Source organism: Phocaeicola oris (assembly GCF_021295095.1).
In the GTDB taxonomy this organism is placed as follows: Bacteria; Bacteroidota; Bacteroidia; order Bacteroidales; family Bacteroidaceae; genus Phocaeicola; species Phocaeicola oris.
In genome coordinates this window covers 1-26,924 of record NZ_JAJLQX010000012.1, presented here as the reverse complement: position 1 = coordinate 26,924, position 26,924 = coordinate 1, and the positions used below count along the sequence as shown (strand labels likewise).

The 26,924-nt window shown below is 38.7% G+C and carries 19 protein-coding genes and 1 pseudogene; 8 read left to right on the top strand and 12 right to left on the bottom strand.

Annotation, left to right across the window (positions count from 1 at the left end; all coding sequences use genetic code 11):
- Position 1 precedes the first annotated feature (1 nt).
- The 8 genes from LO761_RS07380 to LO761_RS07345 form a co-directional block, all read right to left on the bottom strand.
- Positions 2-1,522: an alpha-L-fucosidase gene (locus tag LO761_RS07380; RefSeq protein ID WP_272817647.1), complete on the bottom strand. Its 1,521-nt coding sequence runs from the start codon at positions 1,520-1,522 to the stop codon at positions 2-4.
- Positions 1,523-1,909: 387 nt separating this feature from the next.
- Positions 1,910-2,569 (bottom strand): metal ABC transporter ATP-binding protein, encoded by a 660-nt coding sequence (locus LO761_RS07375; RefSeq protein WP_272817646.1) that lies wholly within the window; start codon positions 2,567-2,569, stop codon positions 1,910-1,912.
- Between the two features lies 1 nt (position 2,570).
- On the bottom strand, positions 2,571-3,413 hold the full coding sequence (locus LO761_RS07370) for a metal ABC transporter solute-binding protein, Zn/Mn family (protein ID WP_272817645.1): 843 nt from the start codon (positions 3,411-3,413) through the stop codon (positions 2,571-2,573).
- A 1-nt stretch (position 3,414) separates the two neighbouring features.
- Positions 3,415-3,879 carry a YqaA family protein gene (locus LO761_RS07365; protein ID WP_272817644.1) on the bottom strand — a complete coding sequence of 155 codons (465 nt, stop codon included), beginning with the start codon at positions 3,877-3,879 and terminating at the stop codon, positions 3,415-3,417.
- The gene (locus LO761_RS07360; RefSeq protein ID WP_272817643.1) at positions 3,855-4,790 is read right to left on the bottom strand and encodes a hypothetical protein; all 936 of its coding nucleotides are present in this window, start codon (positions 4,788-4,790) and stop codon (positions 3,855-3,857) included. Before LO761_RS07360 ends, LO761_RS07365 begins: the two co-directional genes overlap by 25 nt.
- 9 nt (positions 4,791-4,799) lie before the next feature.
- Positions 4,800-6,068, bottom strand: coding sequence for a phosphoribosylamine--glycine ligase (gene purD, locus LO761_RS07355; RefSeq protein WP_272817642.1), 1,269 nt, complete (start codon positions 6,066-6,068; stop codon positions 4,800-4,802).
- Positions 6,069-6,075: 7 nt separating this feature from the next.
- Entirely contained in the window at positions 6,076-8,223 is a 2,148-nt protein-coding gene (locus LO761_RS07350) for a S9 family peptidase (RefSeq protein WP_272817641.1), read from the bottom strand.
- 5 nt (positions 8,224-8,228) lie between these two features.
- Positions 8,229-9,812, bottom strand: a complete 1,584-nt coding sequence (locus tag LO761_RS07345; protein ID WP_272817640.1) for a THUMP domain-containing protein — start codon at positions 9,810-9,812, stop codon at positions 8,229-8,231.
- Between the two features lie 770 nt (positions 9,813-10,582).
- On the opposite strand from LO761_RS07345, the gene LO761_RS07340 reads away from it, so the two are divergent.
- Together LO761_RS07340 and LO761_RS07335 are read left to right on the top strand one after the other, a co-directional pair.
- A complete protein-coding gene (locus tag LO761_RS07340) occupies positions 10,583-12,652 on the top strand; it encodes a TonB-dependent receptor plug domain-containing protein (RefSeq protein ID WP_272817639.1) in 2,070 nt (689 codons plus the stop codon).
- 3 nt (positions 12,653-12,655) lie between these two features.
- A complete protein-coding gene (locus LO761_RS07335) occupies positions 12,656-14,170 on the top strand; it encodes a PepSY-associated TM helix domain-containing protein (protein ID WP_272817638.1) in 1,515 nt (504 codons plus the stop codon).
- On the opposite strand, the gene LO761_RS07330 is transcribed toward LO761_RS07335, so the two are convergent.
- The gene (locus tag LO761_RS07330) at positions 14,129-15,361 is read right to left on the bottom strand and encodes a nucleoside recognition domain-containing protein (RefSeq protein ID WP_272817637.1); all 1,233 of its coding nucleotides are present in this window, start codon (positions 15,359-15,361) and stop codon (positions 14,129-14,131) included. The genes LO761_RS07335 and LO761_RS07330 overlap by 42 nt on opposite strands.
- 82 nt (positions 15,362-15,443) lie before the next feature.
- On the opposite strand from LO761_RS07330, the gene LO761_RS07325 reads away from it, so the two are divergent.
- The 5 genes from LO761_RS07325 to LO761_RS07305 all read left to right on the top strand — a co-directional run bounded on the left by LO761_RS07325 (position 15,444) and on the right by LO761_RS07305 (position 21,640).
- On the top strand, positions 15,444-16,400 hold the full coding sequence (locus tag LO761_RS07325) for a calcium/sodium antiporter (RefSeq protein ID WP_272817636.1): 957 nt from the start codon (positions 15,444-15,446) through the stop codon (positions 16,398-16,400).
- Between the two features lie 70 nt (positions 16,401-16,470).
- Positions 16,471-17,601, top strand: coding sequence for an N-acetyltransferase (locus tag LO761_RS07320; protein WP_272817635.1), 1,131 nt, complete (start codon positions 16,471-16,473; stop codon positions 17,599-17,601).
- Positions 17,602-17,626: 25 nt separating this feature from the next.
- Complete coding sequence (locus LO761_RS07315; protein ID WP_272817634.1) at positions 17,627-19,585, top strand: DNA topoisomerase IV subunit B; 1,959 nt, start codon at positions 17,627-17,629, stop codon at positions 19,583-19,585.
- Positions 19,582-20,040: a pantetheine-phosphate adenylyltransferase gene (gene coaD, locus LO761_RS07310; RefSeq protein ID WP_272817633.1), complete on the top strand. Its 459-nt coding sequence runs from the start codon at positions 19,582-19,584 to the stop codon at positions 20,038-20,040. Before LO761_RS07315 ends, coaD begins: the two co-directional genes overlap by 4 nt.
- Before the next feature lies 1 nt (position 20,041).
- Positions 20,042-21,640, top strand: a complete 1,599-nt coding sequence (locus LO761_RS07305; RefSeq protein ID WP_272817632.1) for a S41 family peptidase — start codon at positions 20,042-20,044, stop codon at positions 21,638-21,640.
- Between the two features lie 564 nt (positions 21,641-22,204).
- Here the strand turns inward: LO761_RS07305 and LO761_RS07300 are convergent.
- From LO761_RS07300 to LO761_RS07290, 3 genes are all read right to left on the bottom strand, one after another.
- Entirely contained in the window at positions 22,205-24,286 is a 2,082-nt protein-coding gene (locus tag LO761_RS07300) for a TonB-dependent receptor (RefSeq protein ID WP_272817631.1), read from the bottom strand.
- A gap of 168 nt (positions 24,287-24,454) precedes the next feature.
- Positions 24,455-26,134: a helix-turn-helix domain-containing protein gene (locus tag LO761_RS07295; RefSeq protein ID WP_272817630.1), complete on the bottom strand. Its 1,680-nt coding sequence runs from the start codon at positions 26,132-26,134 to the stop codon at positions 24,455-24,457.
- Positions 26,135-26,482: 348 nt separating this feature from the next.
- A complete protein-coding gene (locus LO761_RS07290; RefSeq protein ID WP_272817629.1) occupies positions 26,483-26,701 on the bottom strand; it encodes a hypothetical protein in 219 nt (72 codons plus the stop codon).
- Between the two features lie 116 nt (positions 26,702-26,817).
- On the opposite strand from LO761_RS07290, the pseudogene LO761_RS12610 reads away from it, so the two are divergent.
- A pseudogene (locus LO761_RS12610) lies at positions 26,818-26,924 on the top strand (transposase); the annotation flags it as partial.

Here is a 26,924-nt window from a genome sequence, read left to right as displayed (position 1 = left end):
TTTATTTCTTGAATTGAACTTCGTAAACTGTTGTTGCATAGGTTGGCAACTTAGATGGTACATTAATAACCAATGAATCATCATTCTGTGTCCATTTGATTCTTTCCTTACTGCCAAGCATGCTGATAGAAGTAATAGAAGTAGTTTTATCGGTAGAAGACTTGCTGAGAGATTTAATCTTTATACTTTCGGTAGGATGCTCCATAAAGAAGATATAAAGCTTTCCGTTTTTGGTAGTAAAGCGTATGTCGCCCGGCTTATATGGGCGTACGTCTTTAACACCTCCGAATATGCCTTTTTCCTGATTCTCCATGGACGGCCCTTCACCGTAAATCTTCCAAGGACGGCTTCCGTAAATAGCATCACCATTTACATTCATCCATTTTTCTATTCCTTCAAGAATATCCAATACGTCTTGTTCTAAATCTCCTTCAGGAGTCTGAACAACGTTCAGAAGTAAGTTTCCGTTTTTGCTTACTACATCGACAAGCATCTGAATAACCTGATCAGATGTCATGTATCGTTGACCTCTTTGATAGTACCAGTCGCCAATAGAAGTATCTGTCTGCCAAGGATCCGGATTGATGTCTTGAACAGCGCCTCTTTCAACATCGAGTACACCCATGCTTTGGGCATCGTGCTTACAAGTATAAACAGTTTGAGTTTCGCCATCAGCAGAAGTATTGCTGTTGTATAAATTAGCTAATTGGCAGCGACCTACATAATCGAATGGTATTTTCCCATCGGAGTACAACAAGTCTGGGTGATATTGGTCAACCAGTTCCTTTACCTTATTATACCAGTCGAGTTGCCATGCCGGATTAGTGGTATACCATTCTGTATCATTCTTATCGGCTTTCTCATGATATAAATCGGCATAAACCGGATCATTTCCATCATAAGGAACGCCGGCCATAGTGCCTTCCTTATCTGCGCTATGGGCAGACTGATACCACGTATAACTTGCTGCTATATGCTCTGAAACGCCGAAATATAACCTTTCTTTTTTGGCTGCTTGCTGCCATAATCCTACGACGTCTTTATGAGGACCTTTATTTACTGAGTTCCACTTGTTTAGTTTGGAATCCCAAAGGAAAAAATTATCATGGTGTGAACCCATGGAAACAAAATATTTGGCTCCCACTCTCTTATAGAGTTTTATCAACTCTTCAGGATTCCATTTTTCTGCTTTCCACAAGTCAATGATATCCTTATAACCAAACTTTGAAGGATGTCCGTAATGCTCTACATGATACTTATTCTGTCTTGAACCTTCAACATACATATTTTTGGCGTACCAATCGCCTTCACGTGGGACGGCTTGCGGCCCCCAGTGTGACCAGATTCCAAATTTGGCATCACGGAACCATTCAGGAATTTTGTATTGCTTGAGCGATTCCTCTGACGAATTGTATTTACCTCTATGGTATTTCAATGCTTCATTTTGAGCTTGCAAAGAAGTGAAGGAGAAGAAAAAGAGCATTGATATAGTGGCAGCTATATAGATTATGTTTCTTTTCATATAAATTGATTTAAAAGATTATTTTATATTTAACAAAGATAAGAAAATTGCATGAAAAGTTATTGCATAATAACATTTATAAGTAAGATAAAATTAATGTTTTTTATTACATTTCTTTAGATTGTTATATGGCTTTTTGAAAGCTAATCATAATAAGTTACTGTTCTTGTATATAGGGGCGTGGAGAGCGATATGTATGAGTTCCCGTATTTATCAGAAGTATTTGTTTGTTCATACGTATCATCTGCAAAACTCATGCGTATCATTCGTTCGTTTCACTTAAGTGAAACAAGTGAATCACCTAAGTGAAACGAAGAATTCATACTGATGAATACGGCAACTCATACGCATTATTTCGGGTATACGTTCGTATGACTTTACATAAGGTTATAGAACGGTAGTTTCTTCCACCGTATGGTTAACGTAAATCACCCGATTGGCATGTTGCATTGCCTTATTCACATCATGGCTGACGAGGATAACGGTACAGTCTTTATTAATCTTTTGCAGCAATTGATAGAGCTGCGATTGGAACTCCCTATCCATATAGGTACTCGGCTCGTCTAAAATCACCACATCCGGATTCGAAACAATGGCTCTTCCTAAAAGAGCACGTTGTATTTGCCCACCGCTTAATTCTCCTATTGCTCTGTTCTCCAAACCATTCAGTCCCATGCGTTCGATTACCCTTTTCACTTGCTCATATTGTTTTGTAGTAAATCGTTTCCATAGTTTTTTCTGTGTGTTCAGTCCGGAGAGCACCACCTCTTCAACAGAAATAGGGAACTTTTTGTCGATGGTATTATATTGTGGAAGATATCCCATTGGCAAGTTATTGATTTGTTTACCATCTTTAAAATAGGTAATGGTTCCGACAGCAGGCTTTTTCAGTCCTAACATATAACGAATAAGGGTAGTTTTTCCACCTCCATTAGGACCTATAATGACGAGGAAGTCGCGATTATAGACCGTCAGGTTTGCATTGGTAAAGATGACGTTATCTCCGTAAATGGCTGTTAACTCTTTTATTTCAATGATCGGCTCCATGTTATTTTTGTTTTAAGGCATCCGCAACTCGAACCATTTCCTCTTGCCAATGATAGCTCAGTGGATTAATCGTAATCACTTTTAATCCCATTTCATCGGCAATCAGTTGGGTATTTCGAGAATCAAACTCTTTTTGGATGAAGATGGTGTGTACCCGATTTGCTTTACCTTCTTTTATGATCTGTTGAAGCGAAGCCGGAGAAGGTTCCTTTCCGTTTTCTTCCATACAAATTTGTTTTAATCCATAATCGCGTGCAAAATAGCTGAGTGCAGGATGAAAAATGATGAAAGCAGTATCGGCTTGTTGTAAATCTGTCTTTATTATGCTGTCGGTTTTATGGATGATATGTTGCAAGCTGTCGAGCCTGTGTGTATAATCATCGGTATGTTTGGCATCGAGTTTGCATAAAGCCTTGCAGATGTTTTGAGCAATAACCGTTGCGTTTTGTGTGGAGTTCCATATATGTGGCTCTACTCCTGCTATGCTATGTTCATCATTGCTTTTCATTATCTGGACTCCTTCAGAAGTATCGAAAATGTTTAGTTGTGGATTGTTTTCCTTTAACCTATCCATCCAATGCTGCTCAAAGCCGATGTATCCGATTTTAAAATAAGCAGCACTTTTTGATAAATCAATGAGTTGCTGTGGAGTAGGATCGTAGGTTTCCGGGCTGGTACCTTCGGGAACCATACTGACAATTTTATATTGGCCGCCTGCTATAGCTTCTGTAAAGTAGCGAAGCGGTTCTATGGTCACTGTAATAATTCGTTCCTTGTTTGTTGGATTGTTTCCGCAAGCAGAGAAGCCTATTATCAGACAAATATAGCATAAAATTTTTCTCATTCTAAAATAAAGTTATGGCACCTAAGGTACCTATAATAATAATTGCATACCGGATGACTTTTCCGATAGCCATAGCTAAGACAGTAATCCAAGGATTCGCACGCATTAATCCTAACGCTATGCTTATGGCGCTTCCCAAGATAGGAATAAAAGCGAAGAATGCCATCCATGCTCCCCGTCCTTGCACGAATTTTTCTGCTTTATTTAACTTTTCTTTGCTTACATGGAGATATTTCTCTATCCATTCCATCTTTCCCAAATGACCAATCCAATAGCATGTCATGCCACCTGCCACATTTCCAAGGGTAGCTGCTATCAGGCATAGCATAGGAGAAAGCTTCAGTGGTCCGATGCAAGCGACAAGTATAGCTTCGGAACTGAATGGAATGACGCTTCCGGCAATAAATGCACTGAAGAAAAGTCCCAGAATACCCCAGTTTTCTAAGAATTGAATGACAGCATCCATATTTCAAATAAAGCCCAAACGGTTAAGATAATAAAGGTAGCTATCAGCATAATGGATGAGAAGCGAGTGCGAGACAAAACAATCAAGTGGCTCACCAGAATAGACATAATGATAGTTTGCATCAACAAAAGCGGATATAAATGCTGAGGCTGTAAGGTTCCTAAAATGTATATGCATACTTCAAGCAGAATAAAGAATGAATAATAAATTCTGGTCTGTGTCTTATCTTGATAAGATACCATCAGATAATGAATGGTACCGATTAATGAAAAGAAAGTAATGATTCCAACAGCTGCCAATATCTCGATATGTATTCCGCTATATATAATAGGAGAGAAGTTGTACAGTGAATGTATAGATGCTTTGAATACATTCAATTGATCTGTCAAGAAAGCATAACAAAAGAGAAACCAGTATGGAAAAAGAAGTCCGAGAATAGCGACAAAGAATGTTTTTCGCGTGAGCGAACGGAACATCTTCATCCCTATAAAAAATGGGATGATAAGATAAAGTAATGGTGGAAAAGCAATGCTTCCAGCACTGATGATAAAGAATGTATTAAAGATGAATTTGGTACTGTTCTTTCGCTCATAGGTAATGAACAATTGGAAAATAGCTATAATAAAAGCCAGAGGTGTGATGTTTACCCAATTAAAAGGATGGAAGAATAAACAAATGGCCATGATGAGCCAATAGAGTGCAACAGGCATAGTGGTCCGTGTGCGGATGATGCTGAAAGTGGTGTTCAACTCTATTAACAGATAACCCACCAATGCATAGATAGCAAAACTGGCAAAATAAGAAAAAGATTTGAAATGGATACTCCATAGAATGAGACATAGGAGAATGGTGACGGGAAGGGTCCCTCTTCCCGTTGTTATCTCTCGTTGATATCTTCTTTCTGTTGCCATCTATTCTGTTTAAAGGTCAGCGCCAATGTCAGAACGGAAGTATTTTTTTTCGAAGTTTATTTTCTTTGCGCTGGCAAAAGATTGCGCTAAAGCCTCTTCTTTATTTTTTCCGTAAGAGCTGACTGCGAGTACTCGTCCTCCACTTGTAACAACTTTCCCGTTTTTCAGTGCTGTTCCGGCATGGAAGACGATACTTTCTTTTATGTTGTCGAGTCCTGTTATTTCGTATCCTTTATCGTAGTGTTGAGGATAGCCTCCGGAGACCAACATGACACATACTGCCGAACGATCATCAATCTCCATTTCTTTGGTGTCCAGATTCCCTTTTGCCACGCCTTCAAGCAGATCAACCAAATCGCTTTTAATGCGTAGCATAACAGTTTCGGTTTCGGGGTCTCCCATACGGACATTATATTCTATCACCATGGGTTCTCCCTTTACATTTATCAGTCCGAAAAAGATAAATCCTTTATAATCGATACCTTCCTCTGTCAATCCTTCAACAGTTGGACGGATAATACGATCTTCAACCTTTTTCATCCAGTCTTTATCGGCGAAGGGAACAGGGGAAACACTTCCCATACCACCGGTATTCAGTCCGGTATCATGTTCTCCAATACGTTTATAATCTTTCGCTTCAGGGAGGATTTTATAGTGTTTGCCATCGGTAAGAACAAAAACAGAACACTCAATGCCGCTTAAGAATTCTTCTATAACAACTGTTGAAGACGCATTACCGAACATACCGCCCAGCATTTCTTTTAGTTCTTTTTTTGCTTCTTCCAAGGTAGGGAGAATCAATACACCTTTACCGGCAGCCAAGCCATCAGCTTTTAAAACATAAGGAGGTTGGAGTGTTTCTAAGAAAGCCAGCCCTTCCTTTAATGTCTGATTATTAAATGCCTGATACTTAGCTGTAGGGATATGATGGCGATTCGTGAAGTGTTTGGCGAATTCCTTACTGCCTTCCATTTGAGCTCCTTGTTTGGAAGGACCAATTACGGAAACGTCTTTCAGTTGCGGATCGTTTTTTAAGTAGTCAGTGATACCTTCTACCAAGGGAACTTCCGGTCCGACAACTACCATATCAATTTCGTTTTTTAGTACAAAAGCTTTGATTCCATTGAAGTCATCTGCTTGGATAGGAACATTTATGCCGGTTGAAGATGTTCCTGCATTTCCCGGAGCGATATATAATGTTTCAATCTTCGGACTTTGTGCTATTTTCCATGCCAATGCGTGTTCGCGTCCGCCTGAACCTAACAGTAACAGTTTCATATATCATTTATTTTAAATGTTCTTCAAAATAACGGGTTATTCGGGTGTACAGATGGACTCTGTCACGTCCGAACATATTATGTTCATCACCCGGATAAATAAAGAAATCGGGTTGTGTTTCCGAGTCAATGCATGCACGTATAAAGGTGATGGCATGCTGTGGAACGACCGTCTTGTCGTTTGCTCCGATAATAATCTCCAAACGTCCTTTCAGATTCTTTGCACGAAGTTTAAGATTGGAGCTTTTGTACCTTTCCGGATTTGTTTGTGGAGTATCCATATAACGTTCTCCGTACATTACTTCGTAATATGCCCAGTCGATGACCGGACCTCCGGCTACACCTACTTTAAAGATATCATTGTAAGTCAACATCAGGTTGGTTGTCATGAATCCTCCGAAACTCCATCCGTGAACACCAATTCGGTTAGGATCTACATAGGAGAGAGATTTTAAAAGCTCTACACCTTTTATTTGGTCTTTCATTTCTTCTGTTCCTAATTGGCCGAAGGTAACATTTTCGAATTCCAGGCCTCTATTCTCGCTGCCACGATTGTCAACGGTTAACATAACGTAACCTAATTGAGCCATATATATGTCCCAACCGCCTGCTGCATAGTTCCGCACATCGTTAATCATTTGCGCGTGTGGTCCTCCGTATACATAAATTACTGCAGGATATTTCTTTGAAGAGTCAAAGTTGACCGGTTTTATCAGTCGGTAATACAAGTCTGTTTTCCCATCGGCAGCTTTAATTGTACCGACTGTAATTTCAGGCATGTTATATTCCTCTTGCGGATTAGTTGCTGTTAGAATGTTCACAGTCTTGCCCTTTCCGGACGTTGGGATAATATCAATCTTACGGGCAACAGCATGCGATTCCCAGTTGTCTATTATATAACTTGCATCCGGAGAGAGCTGTACTCTGTGAAAGCCCTCTTCAGTGCCAATCAATCGCTTTTTCCCATTGTTTACGTTAATGGCATAAGTATTGGTCTGCAACGGAGAAATTTCCGTTGACATATAAATGACCTCTTGAGTCTTGACGTTGAAGCCTAACAGATTTTGAACGAGCCATTCGCCTTTTGTCAACTGCTTAATCAACTTTCCTTCGGTATTATAGATATATAAATGATTGAATCCGTCGCATTGGCTCTGATAAATGAATTCTGTTGGATTCCAAGGAAGGAATGTAATAGGATGTAACGGCTCTACATATTTCGGATGAGTTTCTTCAAACAGCACTTTTTCCTTTTCACCGCTGATAGCATTATAACAAACCATTTTCATGTGGTTCTGATCGCGGTTTAATTCCTGAATATAAATATGCATATCATCAGGACTCCACGAAATATTCGTAAAATAACGATCTGTAGGATCTCCGGCTTGTAGATAAATTGTCTGTTTTGTTGACGGGCAGTAGACTCCTATAGTTACTTTATGACTTGTCATACCTGCCATAGGATACTTATCCGGTTCCGGTGTAGCGATTCGCGTTGTTGTATTTACTTGTGGATAATCGGTTACCATCGATTGATCCATGCGATAAAATGCTAAGAATCTACCTTTTGGACTCCAGAACGTGCCTTTGTTAATTCCAAACTCATTACGGTGGACGCTTTGTCCGCATACAACTCCGTCCGGTTCAGTGGTAACTTGTTGTTGATACCCGTCAGCGGTAGTCACTATCAAGTTGTTTCCTATGGTAAAAGCTAAAGCTCTGGTATTCTTTTCCCAATCTAAGTTTTCTGCTCCTTCAGGAATTTGTTGAGTCCAGACCACTTCTTTCTTCTCTATGTCAATCAGAACTTGAATTGTTTTGTCTCTCAACAGCATCAACTTTTTTTTATATGGGAATGACGCGTTATACAGTTGATGAGTCTCTTTTAAACCTTTAGTTTTCAGAATGGTATTGATCTCTTCCAGTGTGATAACAGTCGATTCTGTTCCATCTTTCATGTTTACGGTTTTTATGCCATCTACATCACAATCCATTACCTGATTGTTCCACCATGTCAAACCATATTTGTTCTGCGGTCGCGTATTAAAGTAGTTATACCCGCCCGGCATCAAATCTTCTAATGTAAAACTCTTCTTCTGTGCCATTGCGGTTGTTACCATTATCATCAGAGCGAATAAATAAAATGCTTTTTTCATATCTATTAGTCTTTCTTTTTATCCGAATCCTCAGAGAGTTTCTGTTCACGTTCCATCTTTTTTCTTTGTGGATAGCTCATCAATACTCTGAAATCTTTATTTTGCTTTTTATCCTCCGTTCGTTTTTCATACTTGTCTCCAAAGTCGGCAAAACGACGGCGTTCGGGTGTTTCTTTTCGTTCTCCTCGGAAAGGGTGTTCTTCTTTTCTATCTTTGTACGGACGCCTTTCTTTTTTATCTCCGAACGAATGTTCTTCCCGTTTTTCTTTAAAAGGACGGCGTTCTCCGCGAGCACCAAAGCGGCGTTCACGTTTGTCTCCTCTTTTTCGTTTTTCGTCAGAATCTTCTCTTTCTTGTTTTTGAATATCTCCAAGTTTCTCTCCCAAATGATGTGGGCGGAACTTGCCACTACTTGTTTTAAACTTTCTCTCGTGATGTTCAGATCGGAAATCATTATATTTTCCATCGAAAATCTGATATTTGCGAAACTCGCATGCTAAAGCACCGTTATATAACGAGATTCTATCTGAAGGTTTTAATCCTATTGCGTCAAAACATTCCTCTTTATAGCTGATAATCCATGCGTCATTTCCTACAAACTGATGTTTCAGACGTTCACCAATCATTTGATACAAGCCCAACAAGTCATCAGTCGATATGCGTTCTCCATACGGAGGGTTGGTTATTATGATGCTTTTCTTGTCAGGTTGTACAAATTCGGCAAAGTCCTGTAGTTTCAGGGCAATGTATTTGTTTACTCCGGCAGCTTTGGCATTATTGGTTGCTATGGCAATGGCTTGAAGATTATTATCGTATCCGTAGATATGATGTTCGAACTCGCATTCTTTTGAATCATCGTTATAGATGTCATCAAATAGTTCCTGATCGAAATCAGGCCACTTCTCGAATGCGAAATTCTTACGGAAGATTCCCGGAGCAATATTTCGGGCGATGAGAGCAGCTTCAATAGGAATAGTTCCTGAACCGCACATTGGGTCAATAAGGTCGCATTCCCCGTGCCAACCGGTCATTAAAATCAGTCCTGCAGCCAAAACTTCGTTTAGAGGGGCTTCAACAGCTTCTTGGCGATAACCACGGCGATGCAATGATTCGCCGGAACTATCGAGAGAAAGCGTACAATTATCATCCGAAATGTGAATGTTTAATAGGAGACCCGGATTGGTGACGCTTACCGATGGGCGTTTGTCTGTCTTCTCGCGAAAATAATCGGCTATGGCGTCTTTTACCTTATAAGTGACAAACATGGAGTGGCGGAACTCTTCAGAAAAAACAGTAGCATCTACTGCAAATGTTTTATCCGGATCCAGATAATTATCCCACGCGATAGCTTTAACAGCCTCGTAGACTTCATCGGCACTCTTTGCCTTAAAATGTTTGATTGGTTTTAAAATACGAATGGCAGTGCGCAGACAGAAGTTTGCCTTGTACATCATTGCCTTGTTGCCGGTGAAAGAGACCATACGTCGACCTATCTGAATGTCGTTTGCCCCTAATTCCGTGAGTTCTTTTGCAAGCACATCTTCCAGCCCTTGGAACGTCTTGGCTACAAGCTCGAATTCTTCGTTCATCTTTAATACGGATTACAAAATTTCAAATGGTGTTGCAAAGATAGTGGAATTTTATTTTATATTCTAACTTGAAATCAACAAAATGGGGGGATTTAAAAGATGAATAGAATATTGTTTTTGGATGTGGAATAAAATGAATTTATAAGTGATAAAAAAGAATAGCTTTCTTCTTCTCTTCTCCTGTTTGTTAGCAAGGGAGAAGTTGCTGTTGAGTAACATCCGGGAAACTCATAAATATCTCTTCAAAAGTTCATGCGTATGAGTTGGTAAATTGATGCGTATGAGTTGTTGAAATGATCCGCATGAATTGATCAGTTCATGCGTATGAGTTGACGGATTGATCCGTATGAGCTGATACGTATGACTGGCTTGCTCAAAACTTCTAATAAAATCGACAATTCGTATGGCTGGGCTTGCTTGTTCGTATGATTATTTTTGAAATACCTATCTCTTTTGTCTTTTGATAGAAATTATTTTATACAATCTCATACCTTTATATAAACTCAATTACTTTGTGGCGTTTTTGTGAGATTAATCTTTTTTATGATACAGTATTTTGATTCAGAAAAAATGAATTGTCCATGAAAATCTACCTATAAAAGGGTATTTTATTTTATTTGAATCATTACTAATAGGTATTGTCTTTCTTTTTTTTAACCTCTATTTTTAGAGCGAAAAACAAAAGAAAGTTAAGAGTAATAACTCTAATATAGCAGTAATACTGGCGGACGTTGGTCATCGTCAGGATAAAGGATCAAAAAAATAATAATATGGTAAAGAAATTAATTTTTACAGTCGTTTTAGGAGGATTTGTTTTGGGTGCTTTTGCCCAAAATCATAAAAAGCGGGAATATATCAACTTTGCAGATTCTATTTTTCAAATGAATCCGGTTGTGGTGACAGGAAATGCTCATCATGAGTATTTAAAATCGTCAACCACTCCGGTTCATGTGATGACTAATAGAGAGATAGAAAAGACCGGCGTATCAACATTTAATGATGCTTTGACAAAATTGATGCCGAATGTAGAATTTATGCCTAATGCGATGGGGTCTTATCTTCGTTTGAATGGTTTAGGCAACAAGTATATTTTGATATTGATCAATGGGCGGAAGATAACAGGAGATATTGCTGGAAATGTTGAATTGGATCGTATCAATATGGGACAAGTGAAGCGTATTGAGGTGCTGAACGGTGCTGCTTCTTCACTTTATGGCAGTGATGCCATTGGCGGTGTAATCAATATTATCACTTCTCAACCTAAGGATCAGCTTGTCAGTGTAACGGCTAATACTCGAATATCAGGAAAGGGGCAGTTTACTCAGAGCGCGAATGTGAATATCAGTTATAAAGGACTGACGAGTTCTACTAACTTCAAGCATGATGAGGCTGACAGTTATCGTAATAATCCGTTGGAATATGCCAAAGGCAATTCCGGTGATACGCAGGAATGCATTGATCCGTTGTTTCTCGGCTATCACACAAACAGTATTGGTGAGCGTTTAAGTTATCAGCCTATTGAAAAAGTTTCTGTTTATGGAGAAATAAATCACTCATATAAGATGACAGATCGTCCTTTGCCTATTGAAGGGAAAGAAGGCGGATATACCTATGATTTGCGTTTTAAGACACTGCGTTTCAATGCAGGAGCCAACTATAAATTCAGCCAAAAACATAGTGTGCAGATAGATTTTACCAGTGATAATTATCGTTACGGTTATGAATATAATTCTGCTGCCTCAGGAAACTTTTCCAAAGGAGACTATGATCTAAAGAAGAGACAGCTGTTCTATGATGTAGAGTTGAAGAATATCAATCGTTTTACTTCAAAATCGACTACAATTTTCGGTTTGGATTATAGAAACGATTTTTTATTGGCAACAGCAGGAAATACAGATAACCATGCTTATACCTTGTCGGCTTACGGCCAGCATGATATGCAGGCGATAAAGGATTTTCGTGTGACATTGGGTGTCCGATATGATAAACATGAAACTTTTGGTAGTCGGTTTACTCCAAAGGTTGCTTTGAGTTTTGCGCCGGGCGATTTCAATTTCCGTATTAACTATGCCCGTGGCTTCCGTGCTCCGGGATTGGATGAGCTTTATTATCATTATTTCAAATCAAAGATGGGTGGAAAGCTTGTAGTTACTTTCGGAAATAAGGATTTGAATCCGGAGACGAGTGATTATATTTCTTTAAGTGGAAGTTATACAAATAATCGCTTCAGTATTACTATTACCGGATTTATGAACTTTATTGATGATATGATTGTGAAAGATAATCTTTCTATTGATGATGCCGCAAAGAGCATGCTGATGAAAGAGTTTCCCAATGATATTACAGAAGCTACTTTTAAGAAGATGACTACCTATGGCCAATATGTAAACAGTGATAAAGGAATAATTAAAGGCATTAATGTTCATTCGAGTTACATTATTACAAATGATTTGAGCATAACAGCAAACTATGCTTATACTTATGCAAGGACAAAAACTGCCGGTGTATGGGAAACACTTGAGCGTAGTGTGAAAAACTCTGCTACTGTAGCCGCAAATTATAGTCATTCTTGGGGAAAATATACGTTAAATGCCAATCTCAATGGCCGTTTCCAGAGTAAGACCTATTTTATCGATTATGAGAATGCTCCCGGTTTTGGAACTGTTTCATTGAACACGACTCATTCCTTTCATTTTAGCAAATTCCTTGTTGAGCCAAGTTTAGGAGTAGATAACATCTTTGATAAGGTAGATAATCGTATAGATTGGTCGAAACGGCGTTATGCATATCTTTCTTCGGGAAGAATGCTGGTAGCAGGGGTAAAATTGAAGTTTAATTAATATATGAAAAAGATACTTCGGGTATGTCATAAGTGGGTAGGATTAATATTTTCTATTATTATTCTATTCTTTTCAGTATCAGGAATTATTATTAATCATCGTGCGATTTTTGCCGGTCTTGATGTCAGTAGAAAGATTATGCCTGAGAGTTATCGGTTAGATAATTACAACAATGGAACAATTCGGGGGACTTTGCTAACTAAAGAAGGTAAACTTTTGGCATATGGAATTGCAGGAGTCTGGGAAACGGACTCTTGCTTTTCTTTTTTTCGTGAAATGAATAAAGGTATTCCTTCAGGAGCCGATTACCATAAAATTTTGAGTTTGGTTGAGACTGCAGATAAATCCTTTTGGTGTATCAACAACTTTGCCGCATATAGAATGTCGGAGTATGGTTCATGGAAGAAAATATTTGATGATAAAGAAGAACTGGAGGATATGACCTTACGCGGGGATACATTAGTTTTGCTGGGACGTTCTAAAATTTTTTTGTCCTTTCCCCCTTATACTCATTTTGAAGAACATATACTTCGTCCAGCAAGATATTATTCAAAAAAGACTACATTATTTAGAACTATTTGGATGGTTCATAGTGGTGAATTGTTGGGTACTCCGGGTAAGATTTTTGTCGATTTCATCGCAATAGTTCTAATTATATTATGTGTGACAGGTATAGCTTTTACTTATAAGAAAAGCAGGATGAAGCATATAAAAAATGTTGATAAAAGGAAAAGAGGAACAACTTTGATGAAAGCCAATATAAAATGGCATAATCGTTTTGGCTATTGGCTGATAGTGTTTACATTATTAATAGCAGTAACAGGAATTTGTCTGCGTGATCCGCTTTCTTCTATTTTGAAAAAGATAGAAGTAAGTCCGTTGCCATGTACTACTTTAGTCTCAGATAATCCTTTTAACGACAGTTTAAGAGCAATTAGATGGGATGCTCAGTTGGGTGAATGGTTGTTGATAACATCTGGAAAGATGTATCATCTGGAATCGTTCGATGCAATTCCCATTCCTTTTAAGGTAAAGCCGAAGATTAGTGCTATGGGAGTGAATGTCTTTGAAAAGGTTGGAAAAGACTGGGTGATAGGATCTGTCAGTGGGCTTTATAAATTTGATGTTCAAAAAGAGCAAGTGAAAGACTATGCTAAAAGAACAGAGGGAAAGGACGATCATTCAAATAGCAAAAAGAGAAGAACAATATCTGTTTCCGGATTCAGCCAATATTTGGGTCCAATCCCTGTTGTGTTTACTAAGCAGAAAGGGGCTGATAAACTACTGCCTGCAATGCCGAAGAAAATGATCCGGCAGCCTTTATCTTTATGGAATTTTGCTCTGGAGCTTCATACAGGGAGATACTTTTCTTTAGGAATAAAAGGATTTAGTTCGTGGTATGTACAAATATCGGGGTTATTATTGATTTTTACTTTGCTTTCAGGTTTATTTATTTATCTTCGTTCAAGAAGAAGATTACCCAAAGAACATATAAGCGATAAGAATGGCAGCAATTGAACCGGATAAGTCGGCTATCAGTCCGGCAGGTACAGCATGGCGGGTTTTCATAATATTTACACTTCCGAAGTAAACTGCCAGAATGTAGAATGTGGTGTCGGTAGAACCTTGCAAAATGCACGACAGACGGCCTACGAAAGAATCGGCACCGTAAGTAGTCATTGCGTCGAGCATCATGCCGCGAGCTCCACTACCGCTAAGAGGCTTCATTAAGGCTGTAGGAAGAGCCGGAACGAAATCGGTAGGAAGTCCACAGAGTATCATGCATTGCTCTATTCCGGTAATAATATAGTCCATTGCTCCGGAAGCACGAAATACAGCAATGCTTACCAACATGGCTACTAAGTATGGGATGATTCGGACAGCGGTGGTGAAGCCATCTTTAGCTCCTTCTACAAAGGTATTATATACATTGATTTTCTTGCGGACTCCGGTCATGATAAATCCGATAATAATAATAAACAGAAGCATATTAGCAACTAAAGTGGAGTAGGTATTTAATTGCGATTGTGAAAGTTGGGTACATCCATATATAATGACTGCGAAGAATAGACTGATACCTCCGAGGCTTAGTAAGATTGTTCTGTTTATCAGATTGATTTTTTGATAGATACTTACTGCGATAATGCCGATTAACGTAGCAACGAAAGTAGCCAATAGGATAGGAATGAATACATCGGTAGGCTGTGTAGCTCTCTGTTGAGCACGATAAACCATAATACTGATGGGGATAATGCATAATCCTGATGTGTTCAGAACAAGGAACATGATCATAGGATTACTTGCTGTATCTTTCTTGGAATTTAATTCTTGTAACTGCTCCATTGCTTTTAATCCTAACGGGGTGGCAGCATTATCAAGTCCCAGCATATTTGCTGCAATATTCATGAATATACTTCCCATTACCAGATGTCCTTTGGGAATATCAGGGAAAAGTTTGGAGAAAAGAGGATTCAAGATTTTAGCAAACCAAGCGATCAGTCCACCATGTTCGCCAATTTTCATAATACCCAGCCAAAGGGAAAGCACACCTGTCAAACCTAAGGATATTTCAAATGCAGTCTTTGATGAGCTGAAAGTGGAGTTAATAATATCAGTAAACACATTCATGTCGCCAAAGAATATCAGTCGGATAAGTGCAACAAAGAATGCGATGACAAAGAATGCTATCCAAATATAGTTGAGCGCCATGTTAATACTTTTTCAAAAAGGATGAGACAAAAATAGAATAAATCTCTTATTTTTGCAAAATGTTTCCGTAAACAATTAGAATATGCTGAATATTATATTTCTTGTGGTTGGGCTGGTACTTATTCTTTATGGCGCTAATTGGTTAACTGACGGTGCCTCTGCTGTAGCTAAGCACTTTCATATTTCAGATTTGGTAATTGGCTTGACCATTGTTGCTTTCGGTACATCCATGCCGGAGTTTGTGGTTAGTACACTCTCCTCAATGAATGGTAGCGCAGATTTAGCGATAGGTAACGTGGTTGGTAGTAACATTTTTAATATTTTGATGATAGTAGGTTGTACAGCCATTGCTTATCCTATAAAGGTAGAGAAAAGTACTTTGACGAAACAGATTCCTTTGGTTATTCTATCTTCTTTTGCTGTCATAGTTTGTGCTAATGATATTTTTCTTGATGGGGGTGCTAATAATATGATAGGTCGTGCTGATGGTATTCTTTTACTTTGCTTTTTTGCAATCTTTTTGGGTTATACTTTTGCTATTGCTCATAGTGAAGAGAATGGAGAGGATGTAAAGGTGAAAGAATTACCCATGTGGAAATCGATACTTTTTATTTTATTGGGTCTGTTCGGTTTAATATTTGGAGGAGACTTGTTTGTGGATGGGGCAAGCGGTGTAGCACGCTCATTGGGAGTCAGTGAATCTATCATTGGTCTTACACTGGTGGCAGGTGGTACGTCTCTTCCGGAATTGGCAACATCGATTGTTGCTGCCATGAAACATAATTCAGGAATAGCGATAGGTAATGTGATAGGCAGTAATTTGTTTAATATCTTCTTTGTATTAGGAACAAGTGCTACGATTATTCCGCTTTCTATAGGCAATATAACGAATGTAGACTTATTAATGTTGCTTTTTGCATCTATATTATTCTGGTTTGTAGGTTGGTTCTTCAAGAAACGCACTATTACCCGATACGAAGGTATTTTGTTGGTAACGTGTTATGTAGGATATATAGCCTATCTTATCGCTCAACAGTAAAAAATAGTGAAAGATTCTTTAGATTGAACAAATATTTGTAATTTTACCTCAATATTGATATATAAAAAATATGGCTGTAACTATAAAGAAAGTCTCAAACAAGAGTGAACTGAAGAAGTTTATACGTTTCAACTATGAACTATATAAAGATAATCCTTATTCTGTTCCTGATTTGTATGAGGATATATTAGGAACTTTCTCTTCGAGTAAAAACCCGGCTTTTGAGTTCTGTGAGGCCGATTTCTTTTTGGCTTATAAAGGTAAGAAGTTAGTTGGACGTGTCGCTGCAATTTTAAATAAAAGAGCTAACGAGACTTGGAATAAGGAGGAGGTTCGTTTCGGATGGATTGATTTCATTGATGATTTGGAAGTTTCAAAGGCTTTACTTGATACAGTTGCTCTGTGGGGTAAAGATCGGGGAATGACTACCATGGTAGGTCCGATGGGATTCACAGATATGGATGCCGAAGGAATGTTGATAGAGGGGTTCGATAAACAGAGTACAATGGCAACGATATATAATTACCCGTATTATTCGACACACATGGAACAGTTGGGCTACGTAAAAGATGTTGATTGGGTAGAATATAGAATTATGATTCCGAAGGAGATGCCTGAGAAACATAAACGCATTTCTGAAATGTTGATGCAGCGCTATCATTTGAAAATTAAAAAGATTAGAAATCGGAAAGAGGTTTATGCAGGTTTGGGGAAGAAAATATTCGATTTGATAAATGAGGCTTATGCGCCACTCTTTGGTTACTCAAAAATGACTCAAGGGCAAATAGATTTGTATGTGAAAGAATATCTGACTATTCTTGATTTACGTATGGTTACTGTCATTGAGGATGGGGAGGATAATGTGATAGGTGTTGGCATTTCCATGGCATCTATTTCAGAGGCATTGCAGAAGGCAAAAGGAAAGTTATTTCCATTTGGTTGGTTTTACTTAGGTAAGGCTTTATTCTGGAAGCGTCCTGATACGCTTGATTTGTTATTGGTTGCAGTAAAACCGGAATATCAAAGTAAAGGTGTTAATGCTTTGCTTTTTTATGATTTGATTCCTATGTATAACAAGTTGGGATTTAAGTACGCGGAAAGTAATCCGGAGCTGGAGATAAATTCTAAAGTACAGGCTCAATGGGCTTATTTTGAGCGTGAGTTGCATAAACGTCGTCGTGCATATAAAAAAGATATTTGATTAAAAAGGAGGTTAAAAGCTATATATGGTGGAGAACGAAGAACACTTAAAAAATCAGAACGTAATATATAATGATGATAATATCCGGCATTTGACTGATATGGAACATGTCAGGACTCGTCCTGGTATGTATATCGGAAGGTTAGGCGATGGATCTCATATAGAAGATGGTATCTATGTCCTTCTGAAAGAGGTTATCGACAATAGTATCGATGAATTCAAGATGAATGCAGGAAGTAAGATAGAGATTACGGTCGAAGATAATCTTCGTGTCTGTGTCCGTGATTATGGCCGCGGAATTCCTCAAGGAAAACTTGTGGAAGCTGTTTCTATGTTGAATACCGGAGCGAAATATGATAGCAAGGCATTCAAGAAAAGTGTAGGTTTGAATGGTGTCGGCCTGAAGGCTGTAAATGCATTAAGCTCTTTATTCATCGTTCGAAGTTTCCGAGATGGGAAAGTAAGAGAACTGCAGTTCGAGAAGGGTGATATGAAGAGTGATAAAATAGAGGATTCTTCAGAAGCAACCGGAACATTTGTATTCTTTGAGCCGGATAACACTTTATTTATAAACTATAGTTATAATCCTGAGTTTGTGGAAACGATGCTCCGTAATTATACTTATCTCAACTCAGGTCTGTCAATCATATTTAATGGAAAGAAGATAATTTCCCGCAACGGATTAGCTGATATGTTGAATGATAATATGACTGAAACCGGTTTATATGATATCATTCATTTGAAAGGTGAGGATATTGAGGTTGCTTTTACCCATACAAATCAGTATGGCGAGGAATATTATTCGTTTGTTAATGGTCAGCATACTACGCAGGGAGGAACGCACCAGAGTGCATTTAAGGAGCATTTAGCTCGGACGATTAAAGAGTTTTATAATAAGAATTTGGATTATTCGGATATTCGTAACGGGTTGGTTGCTGCTATTGCTATCAATGTGGAAAATCCAATGTTTGAAAGTCAGACGAAGATAAAATTGGGGTCTACGAATATGGGACCGGATGGATTGTCTGTGAATAAGTTCATTTCCGATTTTGTAAAGACAGAAGTAGATAACTTTCTTCATAAATATCCTGATATCGCGGATATTATGCTGACTAAGATTCTGGCTTCGGAGAAAGAACGTAAAGCAATTGCCGGTGTGACAAAATTAGCTCGTGAAAGAGCGAAGAAAGCCAATTTACATAATAGAAAGTTACGCGATTGTCGTATCCATTTAACGGATACTCGTGGTGATAAACAGGAAGAGAGTTGCATCTTTATTACAGAGGGTGATTCTGCCAGCGGTTCTATTACTAAGAGTAGAGATGTAAATACTCAGGCGGTGTTTAGTTTGAGAGGTAAGCCACTAAATTCTTTTGGGTTGACGAAGAAAGTGGTTTATGAGAACGAGGAGTTTAATTTGCTTCAGGCGGCATTGAATATAGAGGATGGTTTGGATGGATTGCGTTATAATAAAGTAATTGTAGCAACTGATGCCGATGTTGATGGCATGCATATCCGCTTACTGATGATAACTTTCTTCCTTCAATTCTTCCCTGAACTGATAAAGAAGGGGCATGTGTTTATCTTGCAGACTCCTTTATTCCGTGTCCGGAATAAACGAACAAAGATAAAGAATAAAAAGGTGATAGCTGAATCGGATGCCAGATTGGGGCAGAAAGAAAAGCGGAGTGACTATATTACGTATTATTGTTACACGGATGAGGAGCGTCAGCAGGCTATTATAGATTTGGGACCGGATCCGGAAATCACTCGATTCAAAGGTCTGGGTGAGATTTCTCCGGATGAGTTTAAGTTTTTCATCGGAGAAGATATGCGTTTGGAACAAGTTACTCTGCGTAAAACCGATCAGGTGAAAGAACTGTTGGAATTCTATATGGGGAAGAACACAATGGAACGTCAAGGATTTATTATTGATAATTTAGTTATTGAAGAAGACTTGGCAGAAAATATGGTTGAAGCATGAGAAGAGCATTGTTTCCCGGTACATTTGATCCGTATACTATCGGACATGATTCTATCGTTCGCAGAGCATTGACTTTCATGGACGAGATTGTCATTAGTGTTGTCGACTGTAATATCTCTAAGAATACACTTTTCCCCTTAGAGAAGAGAGTAAATATGATTAAGCAGGTTTATAAAGATGAACGTAGCATAAAAGTGATGTCTTATAGTAACTTAACGGTTGATTTTGCGAAAGAAGTGGGGGCTGAGTTTATCATTCGAGGTGTACGTACCGTAACTGATTTTGAATATGAGCAGAACATGGCAGAGGTAAATAAACGTTTGTCAGGCATTGAGACTATATTATTGTTCACAGAGCCTGAATTAGCTTATGTAACTTCAACAAATGTACGTGAGATGCTGGCTTTCGGAAAAGATGTGTCTGAATTCTTGCCGAAGGGACTTAAATTAGAATGAAATGAAGAAAATAATCAGCATATTTGTTTTATTAATGACTGTTACAGGGCTAACAGCTCAGCAGCGTCCTTTTATGAATCGTCCGGCAAATAAATTACAGATAGCAGAATATGCTATTGCCAACTTGTATGTCGATGAAGTGGATGAAGCTCAATTGGTGGACAGTGCCATTATCAAGATGCTTCAACAGTTGGATCCTCACTCTACTTATTCCGATCCGAAGGAAGTAAAGGAACTTACGGAGCCTTTGCAAGGAAATTTTGATGGAATCGGAGTACAATTCAATATGCTGGAAGATACCTTGCTGGTTATCCAACCGGTTCCCGGTGGTCCTTCCGAAAAAGTAGGTGTCCTTGCAGGCGACAGAATTGTGTCGGTTGATGATTTTACTATTGCCGGAGTAAAATTAAGTACGGAGAAGATTATGAATAAGCTTCGTGGGCCAAAAGGGACAAAAGTGAATATAAAAGTACTTCGCAGAGGAGTGGACGGATTACTTGATTTTACCATTCGTCGTGATAAAATTCCGGTCCATAGCATTGATGCCGCATATCTTATTAATAAGCGGACAGGTTATGTAAAGATCAGTCGTTTTGCTGCGACTACGCATAAAGAATTTCAAGAAGCGTTGCAGAAACTGCAAAGAGAAGGAATGAAAGATTTGATTCTCGATTTGCAGGGTAATGGAGGCGGGTATTTGGAAGCTGCCATTAATGTGGCGAATGAATTCTTAGGTAAAAAAGATCTCATTGTTTATACTTCAGGACGAAGAAATCCTCGAAGCGATTTTAGTGCAAAAGGGAATGGATTGTTTCATGACGGAAAACTGATTGTGATGATTGATGAATTCTCTGCTTCGGCCAGTGAAATTGTTACCGGAGCATTGCAAGATTGGGATCGTGCATTGGTAGTTGGAAGAAGAAGTTTTGGAAAAGGACTTGTTCAACGTCCGGTAGATTTGCCTGACGGATCCATGATACGTTTAACGGTGGCTCGTTATTATACGCCTTCAGGCCGTTGTATCCAAAAACCGTATGGAAAGAGTATCGAGGATTATAATGAAGACCTTATAAAACGATATAACAGTGGGGAGATGATGAGTGAAGATAGCATTAGCTTCCCTGATTCTTTGAAGTTCCAGACATTAAAATTGAAGCGAACTGTTTATGGGGGAGGTGGAATTATGCCTGATTATTTTGTTCCTATGGATACAACGATGTATACGAAGTATCATCGTCGGATTTCTTTGAATGGCATTCTTTTGAAATATCATTTCCAATTGATTGAAACTTATCGAGAAGAGTGGGCTTCAAAGTATAAGAAGTTCGATGATTTTGATAGAAAATTTGAAGTGACAGATGAAATGATGAAGCAATTGGCTGAGATGGCTAAGGAGGAGAAAATCACCCCAAAGGATGAAGAAGAGTATCAAAAATCACTCCCTCAAATGAAACTTCAGTTAAAAGGATTAATCGCCAGGGATTTGTGGGATATGAGTGAATACTATCAAATTGTAAATGAATCTAATCTCAGTGTAAAAAAGGCTTTGGAACTTCTGAACAGAAAGGATTACGATAAGCTCTTTTTCAAGAAACAATGAATCTTTTTATTGTTCTGCTAAAACATTGTGAAAACATCTCGACAGAGTAATGGTAGTGATACGTTACTTCTTTTATTGGGCAAAGCAATAAGATAACGTGAGTTCGACGAATTCAAAATAATGTAAGCCGCATATCTCCGCAGCTTCTTAAACAGACACGCAAATCTTTGAAGAAATCAATGGTACGCGGCTACTACCCCGATACGTAGGAACAAAGAAAGTGGTCATATATGTTGCCGTATTCATCAAAAGAATTTTTCGTTTCACAGATGTGATACATTCGTTTCACAGATGTGATACACTTGTTTCACTGATGTGAGTCACTTGTTTCACATAGGTGAAACAAGTAGATTATACGTATGAGTTGAGTGATTCATACGGTTCTCTTTTACTAATCTCTTTATGGCAATTTTAAAGAACCTGATAAAAAGAGAAAAACATCGTTTTAAACATACTATAAGGTCGTATTCCATCTTTGTAGATTTCTACATAGGCTTCCTGTTATTTCATCGAATTCACGTTAAGATAACCATTGTAACGTATCACTACCTTTATCTTTTGAAGTTACATTTTCAACATTCCATCTTCGGTATCACTGTTATGGGTGCGCTTGTCTTTGGTATGATATGCCTTTCCGAACTCAAAGTGATAGTTTAGGCGAAAGAGGAATAGATTTCCTGATTCTTTGGCATAGCGCCACGACTGATAAGGAGCAACAGAGGAAAGACGATTCATTCCGGTACGGTAGTTGTTGACGAATGGGAAGACTATACCTGCACCTAATTGAAGCCGTTTGTAATTCCATGTGGTCATAAAAACTGTCATGTTCTCTCCCTTGAATACTGTTTCTCCCAACAGATAGTCACGGTTCTTACGTAACTGTCCCATGAAGGCAAAGGATTTATACTGCAGCATGAATTGCGCGTTATAATAGAAGTTGTTGTAAGCATGGTTATATGTCTGCCCTTTACTCCAATATCGATTGAAACCACCTTCAAGACTTAGTGTTGCAAAGTTCTTTAAGCCGAAAAGGTCGAGACCATGAAGGATAATGGTTGGAGCAACGTTTAGTACTTGGTAAGAGCGTTGATTTTTTTGCATGATGACCAAATGATTACCTTCAACCAATAGTTCTTCCATGATAGGTTGGTGATGATAGGTATAGTTAGCGGTTAACATAGCTATGACTTTCCCTACGTTATAAGAGTAGTTCAATGTATTATTATATACGTTGTAAGTTTTTAGCATCGGGTTACCACGGCTTATCTGTATGGTATCAATCGCTTGCTCAACATTGGTAAGTGCAGATAGTGACGGTATTTGCGGGTCTGTGGAGAGACGGTAGTTGAGGTAGCCGTTTTTGTGGGGTGCAATGGAGAGTTGTACAGTCGGTGTAAAGGTGATATAAGTATGATCTTCACCGCTCTCCTTGAACCATGACCGGGTGGCTCCGGCACTGAAACCATAGTTCAGTTTCTTCCAATGTCCCTTTATCTCGGCGAATGCTGATGTGCGTGATTGGTTCATTGAAGACATAACAGGGCTTGACCCTGTATATTCATTACGGTCGTACATCTGATAGTGGCGTAATCCCGCACTCAAAGTTGTAGTCTTGAATTGCTTATCGTAGATTGCCTCTCCAATGATGCTTTTCTTGTTTCCTTCCACATTGGTTACAATATCGGCTAACTGATGAGCACCTATGTTTTGTTCTGTATAATGACGATTACGACGAGATTTGATAAGCGTACCCGTAAGGTTAACTGTCAGTATTTGCTGATGGGGGAGGATATGCTGAAAATAAAGGTCAAGCGAAGGAGAATAGTTACTTAGTTCCAAGGCTGTGTGAGTTGTCAAGTTATTGTTGATAATACCGGTATCGTCTTGATGGGGGGCTTGTTTATAATAATTGCGTAAAACGGCATTGAACGTATAACGGTCGGGCACCATGTAATTATATGACAGGTCTACGGCATGATCATTCCAGTTGTAACGGTCATCCACTCCTGTTTGCTGACGATGTATCTGTGTAGACTCAAGAAAAAAGTCCTCTGTCTTGTCGACGTGGGTATGATGGATATCACGGTAATTTACGGCATAGTTGATGCCCCATTGGGAGTGCCCGTAATTATATTTGGCTGTAATGGTGTTCTCGCCAAAAGGAACGATGGGTGAATTAGTTGCCTGAATATTAACCAATCCGCCTGCTTCACGATTGCGAACGATAATGTCTACTACAGCCCCAAGGTTTTCATCACCATATCGCTTGCCTGGATTCTCTATCAGTTCTATGCGTACGATATTTTTTGGCAAGATTGCCACTACTTCTGTCTGTGTGGCTTTTATGCCATTGATGCGCATTTGTACTTCCCCACCATTAGCTGTCAGACTTTTAGTCATAGGATCAACCAGTACATGGGGTATGGCCATATTAAACATCAGATCATAAGGATTGTAGGCATTGTGCCGTGCTTCACGTGTAGGTAAGAAAAGAGTGCGGTCAACTTTGTGGATGATTGTTTTTGCTTTAATCGTAACTTCTTTCAAAGCGATTGTTGTATCATTCAAGTTTTGCGCCTGCGCTATTGTCGCAGTGGCAACAAGCAAAAGAATCATTACTTTTACTAATTTTACGGAGTGTCTCATATCTTTTTTATTTGATGTTTCTTCAACTGCAAAATTAGGATGCAAATGTTCTTAATAACGACTAAATCATCAAATAAAAAGTCTTAATACAATAAAGGTAACAATCAGTAAATCAGTGATTACAATTATTGAAAGTTTAAATTGTCTCCTCGAAAATCTTAATAGAGATTAAATGGTATTTACAAATTCCACAATGTCTTGGCTTTCCTTCATTCCCAACTTCTTACGAATGGAGCTTTTACGTACATAGATAGTGGCATTTGTTTGCTGAGTGATAACGCCAATCTCTTTGGTAGAAAATTCGGCACAGAGCAGACAACAGATTTGAATTTCCTTCTCAATAAGTTTATCGCCGTAATTTTCTACCAGACGGGAATGAAAATTGTGGTATAGCCGATCGATAATAGGATAAAGATCCGACCAGACCAGCAGGTCGTTGGCAGGCGTTTCGCCTCCACCGATAGCGGAGATGCGTTTGAGCAAGGCTTGATTCTGATTGGTTGGAGTACCGGCTACAAGGCGGATGATACCCAATTGCTGCAAAAGAACTTTCTTGAGGAAAGCATTGCTCTCAGTGTTTGTTGGCACTTGATCTGTCAGGTTGTTTTCCGAGGTGGCTGTTTGGGCTTCACGGAGCATTTGCTTCAATGTTTCAATACTTTCTTCCGCCTCTGCCAATCGTTGATATTTTCTTCGGTATAGCCAGTAAACAGTTCCGCCTCCGCCGAGGAGCAGAAAAAGCAACAGAACTATAATTAGGAAAAGACGTAACGCGGATTGGTGTAGTGCGTAGTTGGCAGCTTGTAAGCTGTTGCGCGTTTCTAAGCGGCGCATAGAAGTATTGTCTTTGTCTATCATTGCTGTTGTAACGGAATCGCAATAGCGGTTGAAGGCGAGCGAAGATATCATCTTTCCTTTACTGAAGTTGATAATGTTACGCAAAAGTTCTATGTTAGCACGACGATTGAGATCGCTTTTACCGTGGGCTTCTAATATACGTTCGCTTTCTTCTGCTTTTTCTAAAAAATATTGGGTGGAGTCCAAACGGTGCATATTGACGTAATTGTTTGCTAAGCTAAGCATAATTGCCGAGATGTCGGAATATTCAGGAGCTAACCGGCGAAGATGATAAAGCAATTCATTGGACTTGGCAAACTCGCTTTTTTCTGTCAATGCTGCTGAATAGTTACGCATACGCTCTGCCGCTATATTCATCTGTTGAGATGCTTGTGCCAACTTGATACTTTCCTCAAAGTAGCGATTGGCTTGTGGGTCATTGAGCAAAGAAAGATTGAGACCCAAAGCGTAGAGCAGTTTACCGCCCATGGTATGGTCTATGGGGTGATGCCCTGCAAGCATACTGCGAATGGTGTTGGCAGCGGTTCGAAAGTCATTTTCACGATAGAGCATTTCTATTTTTTGTACCATTAGCATTATCCATTTCGAATCATCATGCATGATATTGGCTTCCTTAATTCCTTTTTCCAACTCGGTCAAGGCTTCTTTAGGCTTACCTGTCCATCGCAAATAGGAAGCTTTGAGCAGATAGCCGTCAAGCAGCTTCGTCGTGTCATTTCTTTGTCTATAATAACTGACCGCATTTGGAATAAGGCTGTCTTCTTCGAGTGACATTCCCATTTGTTGGTGTGCCATAGCATGATTCCACGCATAATGCATCACCCCGGCCTCGCTCATTTGCCCTACATTTTGCAATTCGTTAAGTATTTTTAGCGCACTGTCAGGGTGAGAAAAGAGCAGACTGTCGGTAGCTTGTAGCTTCTTGCTATTGTCGTGCGACGTACATGAAAACAGCAATGCAAAAACAAAGAGATATAATAATCGTTTCATTGTACTTTCTGTTCGTTTTAACAATACAAAAGTACAAAATTTAATACAAATGCCATAGTCATTTTTCAAAAGAGTAAGTTAATCAGAAGTGTTAATAACTTATCTGCTCCCTTGCTAATGTTTCACATAGGATTTCATCTTTGTCCTTATGTCTGATGTTGAGGATCTCATTTGCATGAGACCAATTCCTATTTTTTTCTGATACTATATTGATTATAAAGTCGTACCGATGAATTGTAAAAGTGACATAGATAAATTGTCAAAGTGATCCGCATGAATCGATCAACTCATCCGTATGAGTTGAGTGATTTATCCGCGTCACTTTATTTGATGATACTAACAGATATTTTATTCAAGAAATAAGCTTATTTCATCTCCAAAGAATTGTTCTCTTTCATACGGGCTAATGATAGAAAATGTTGCGTCATCTATTCTATCGTTTTTTAAAGAATTTATAAAACTTAAAATATAACAGTCTGTTGTTTCGTCTGGTTTAAGTCTTTTTCCGTAAGGACTTTTTATTATAATTTTACCATTATCTATTTCATATTTTGATTTTCCTTTCAAAACATATAAAGTAACGTGAGTTCGATGAATTATAACTGTCTAAAAAATTGGTGATTAGCGAAAATTGTTATATTTTTATAGTGCTGAAATACAAATAAATACTAACAACAATCGCTATGATCACCGAAAGCAAAGTTATAGAAATATTTTGTATGGCAGATGATTTCTGCAAGTTTTTTGATACAATGATGGCAAAATATACTCTTCCACCTACCACAAAGCG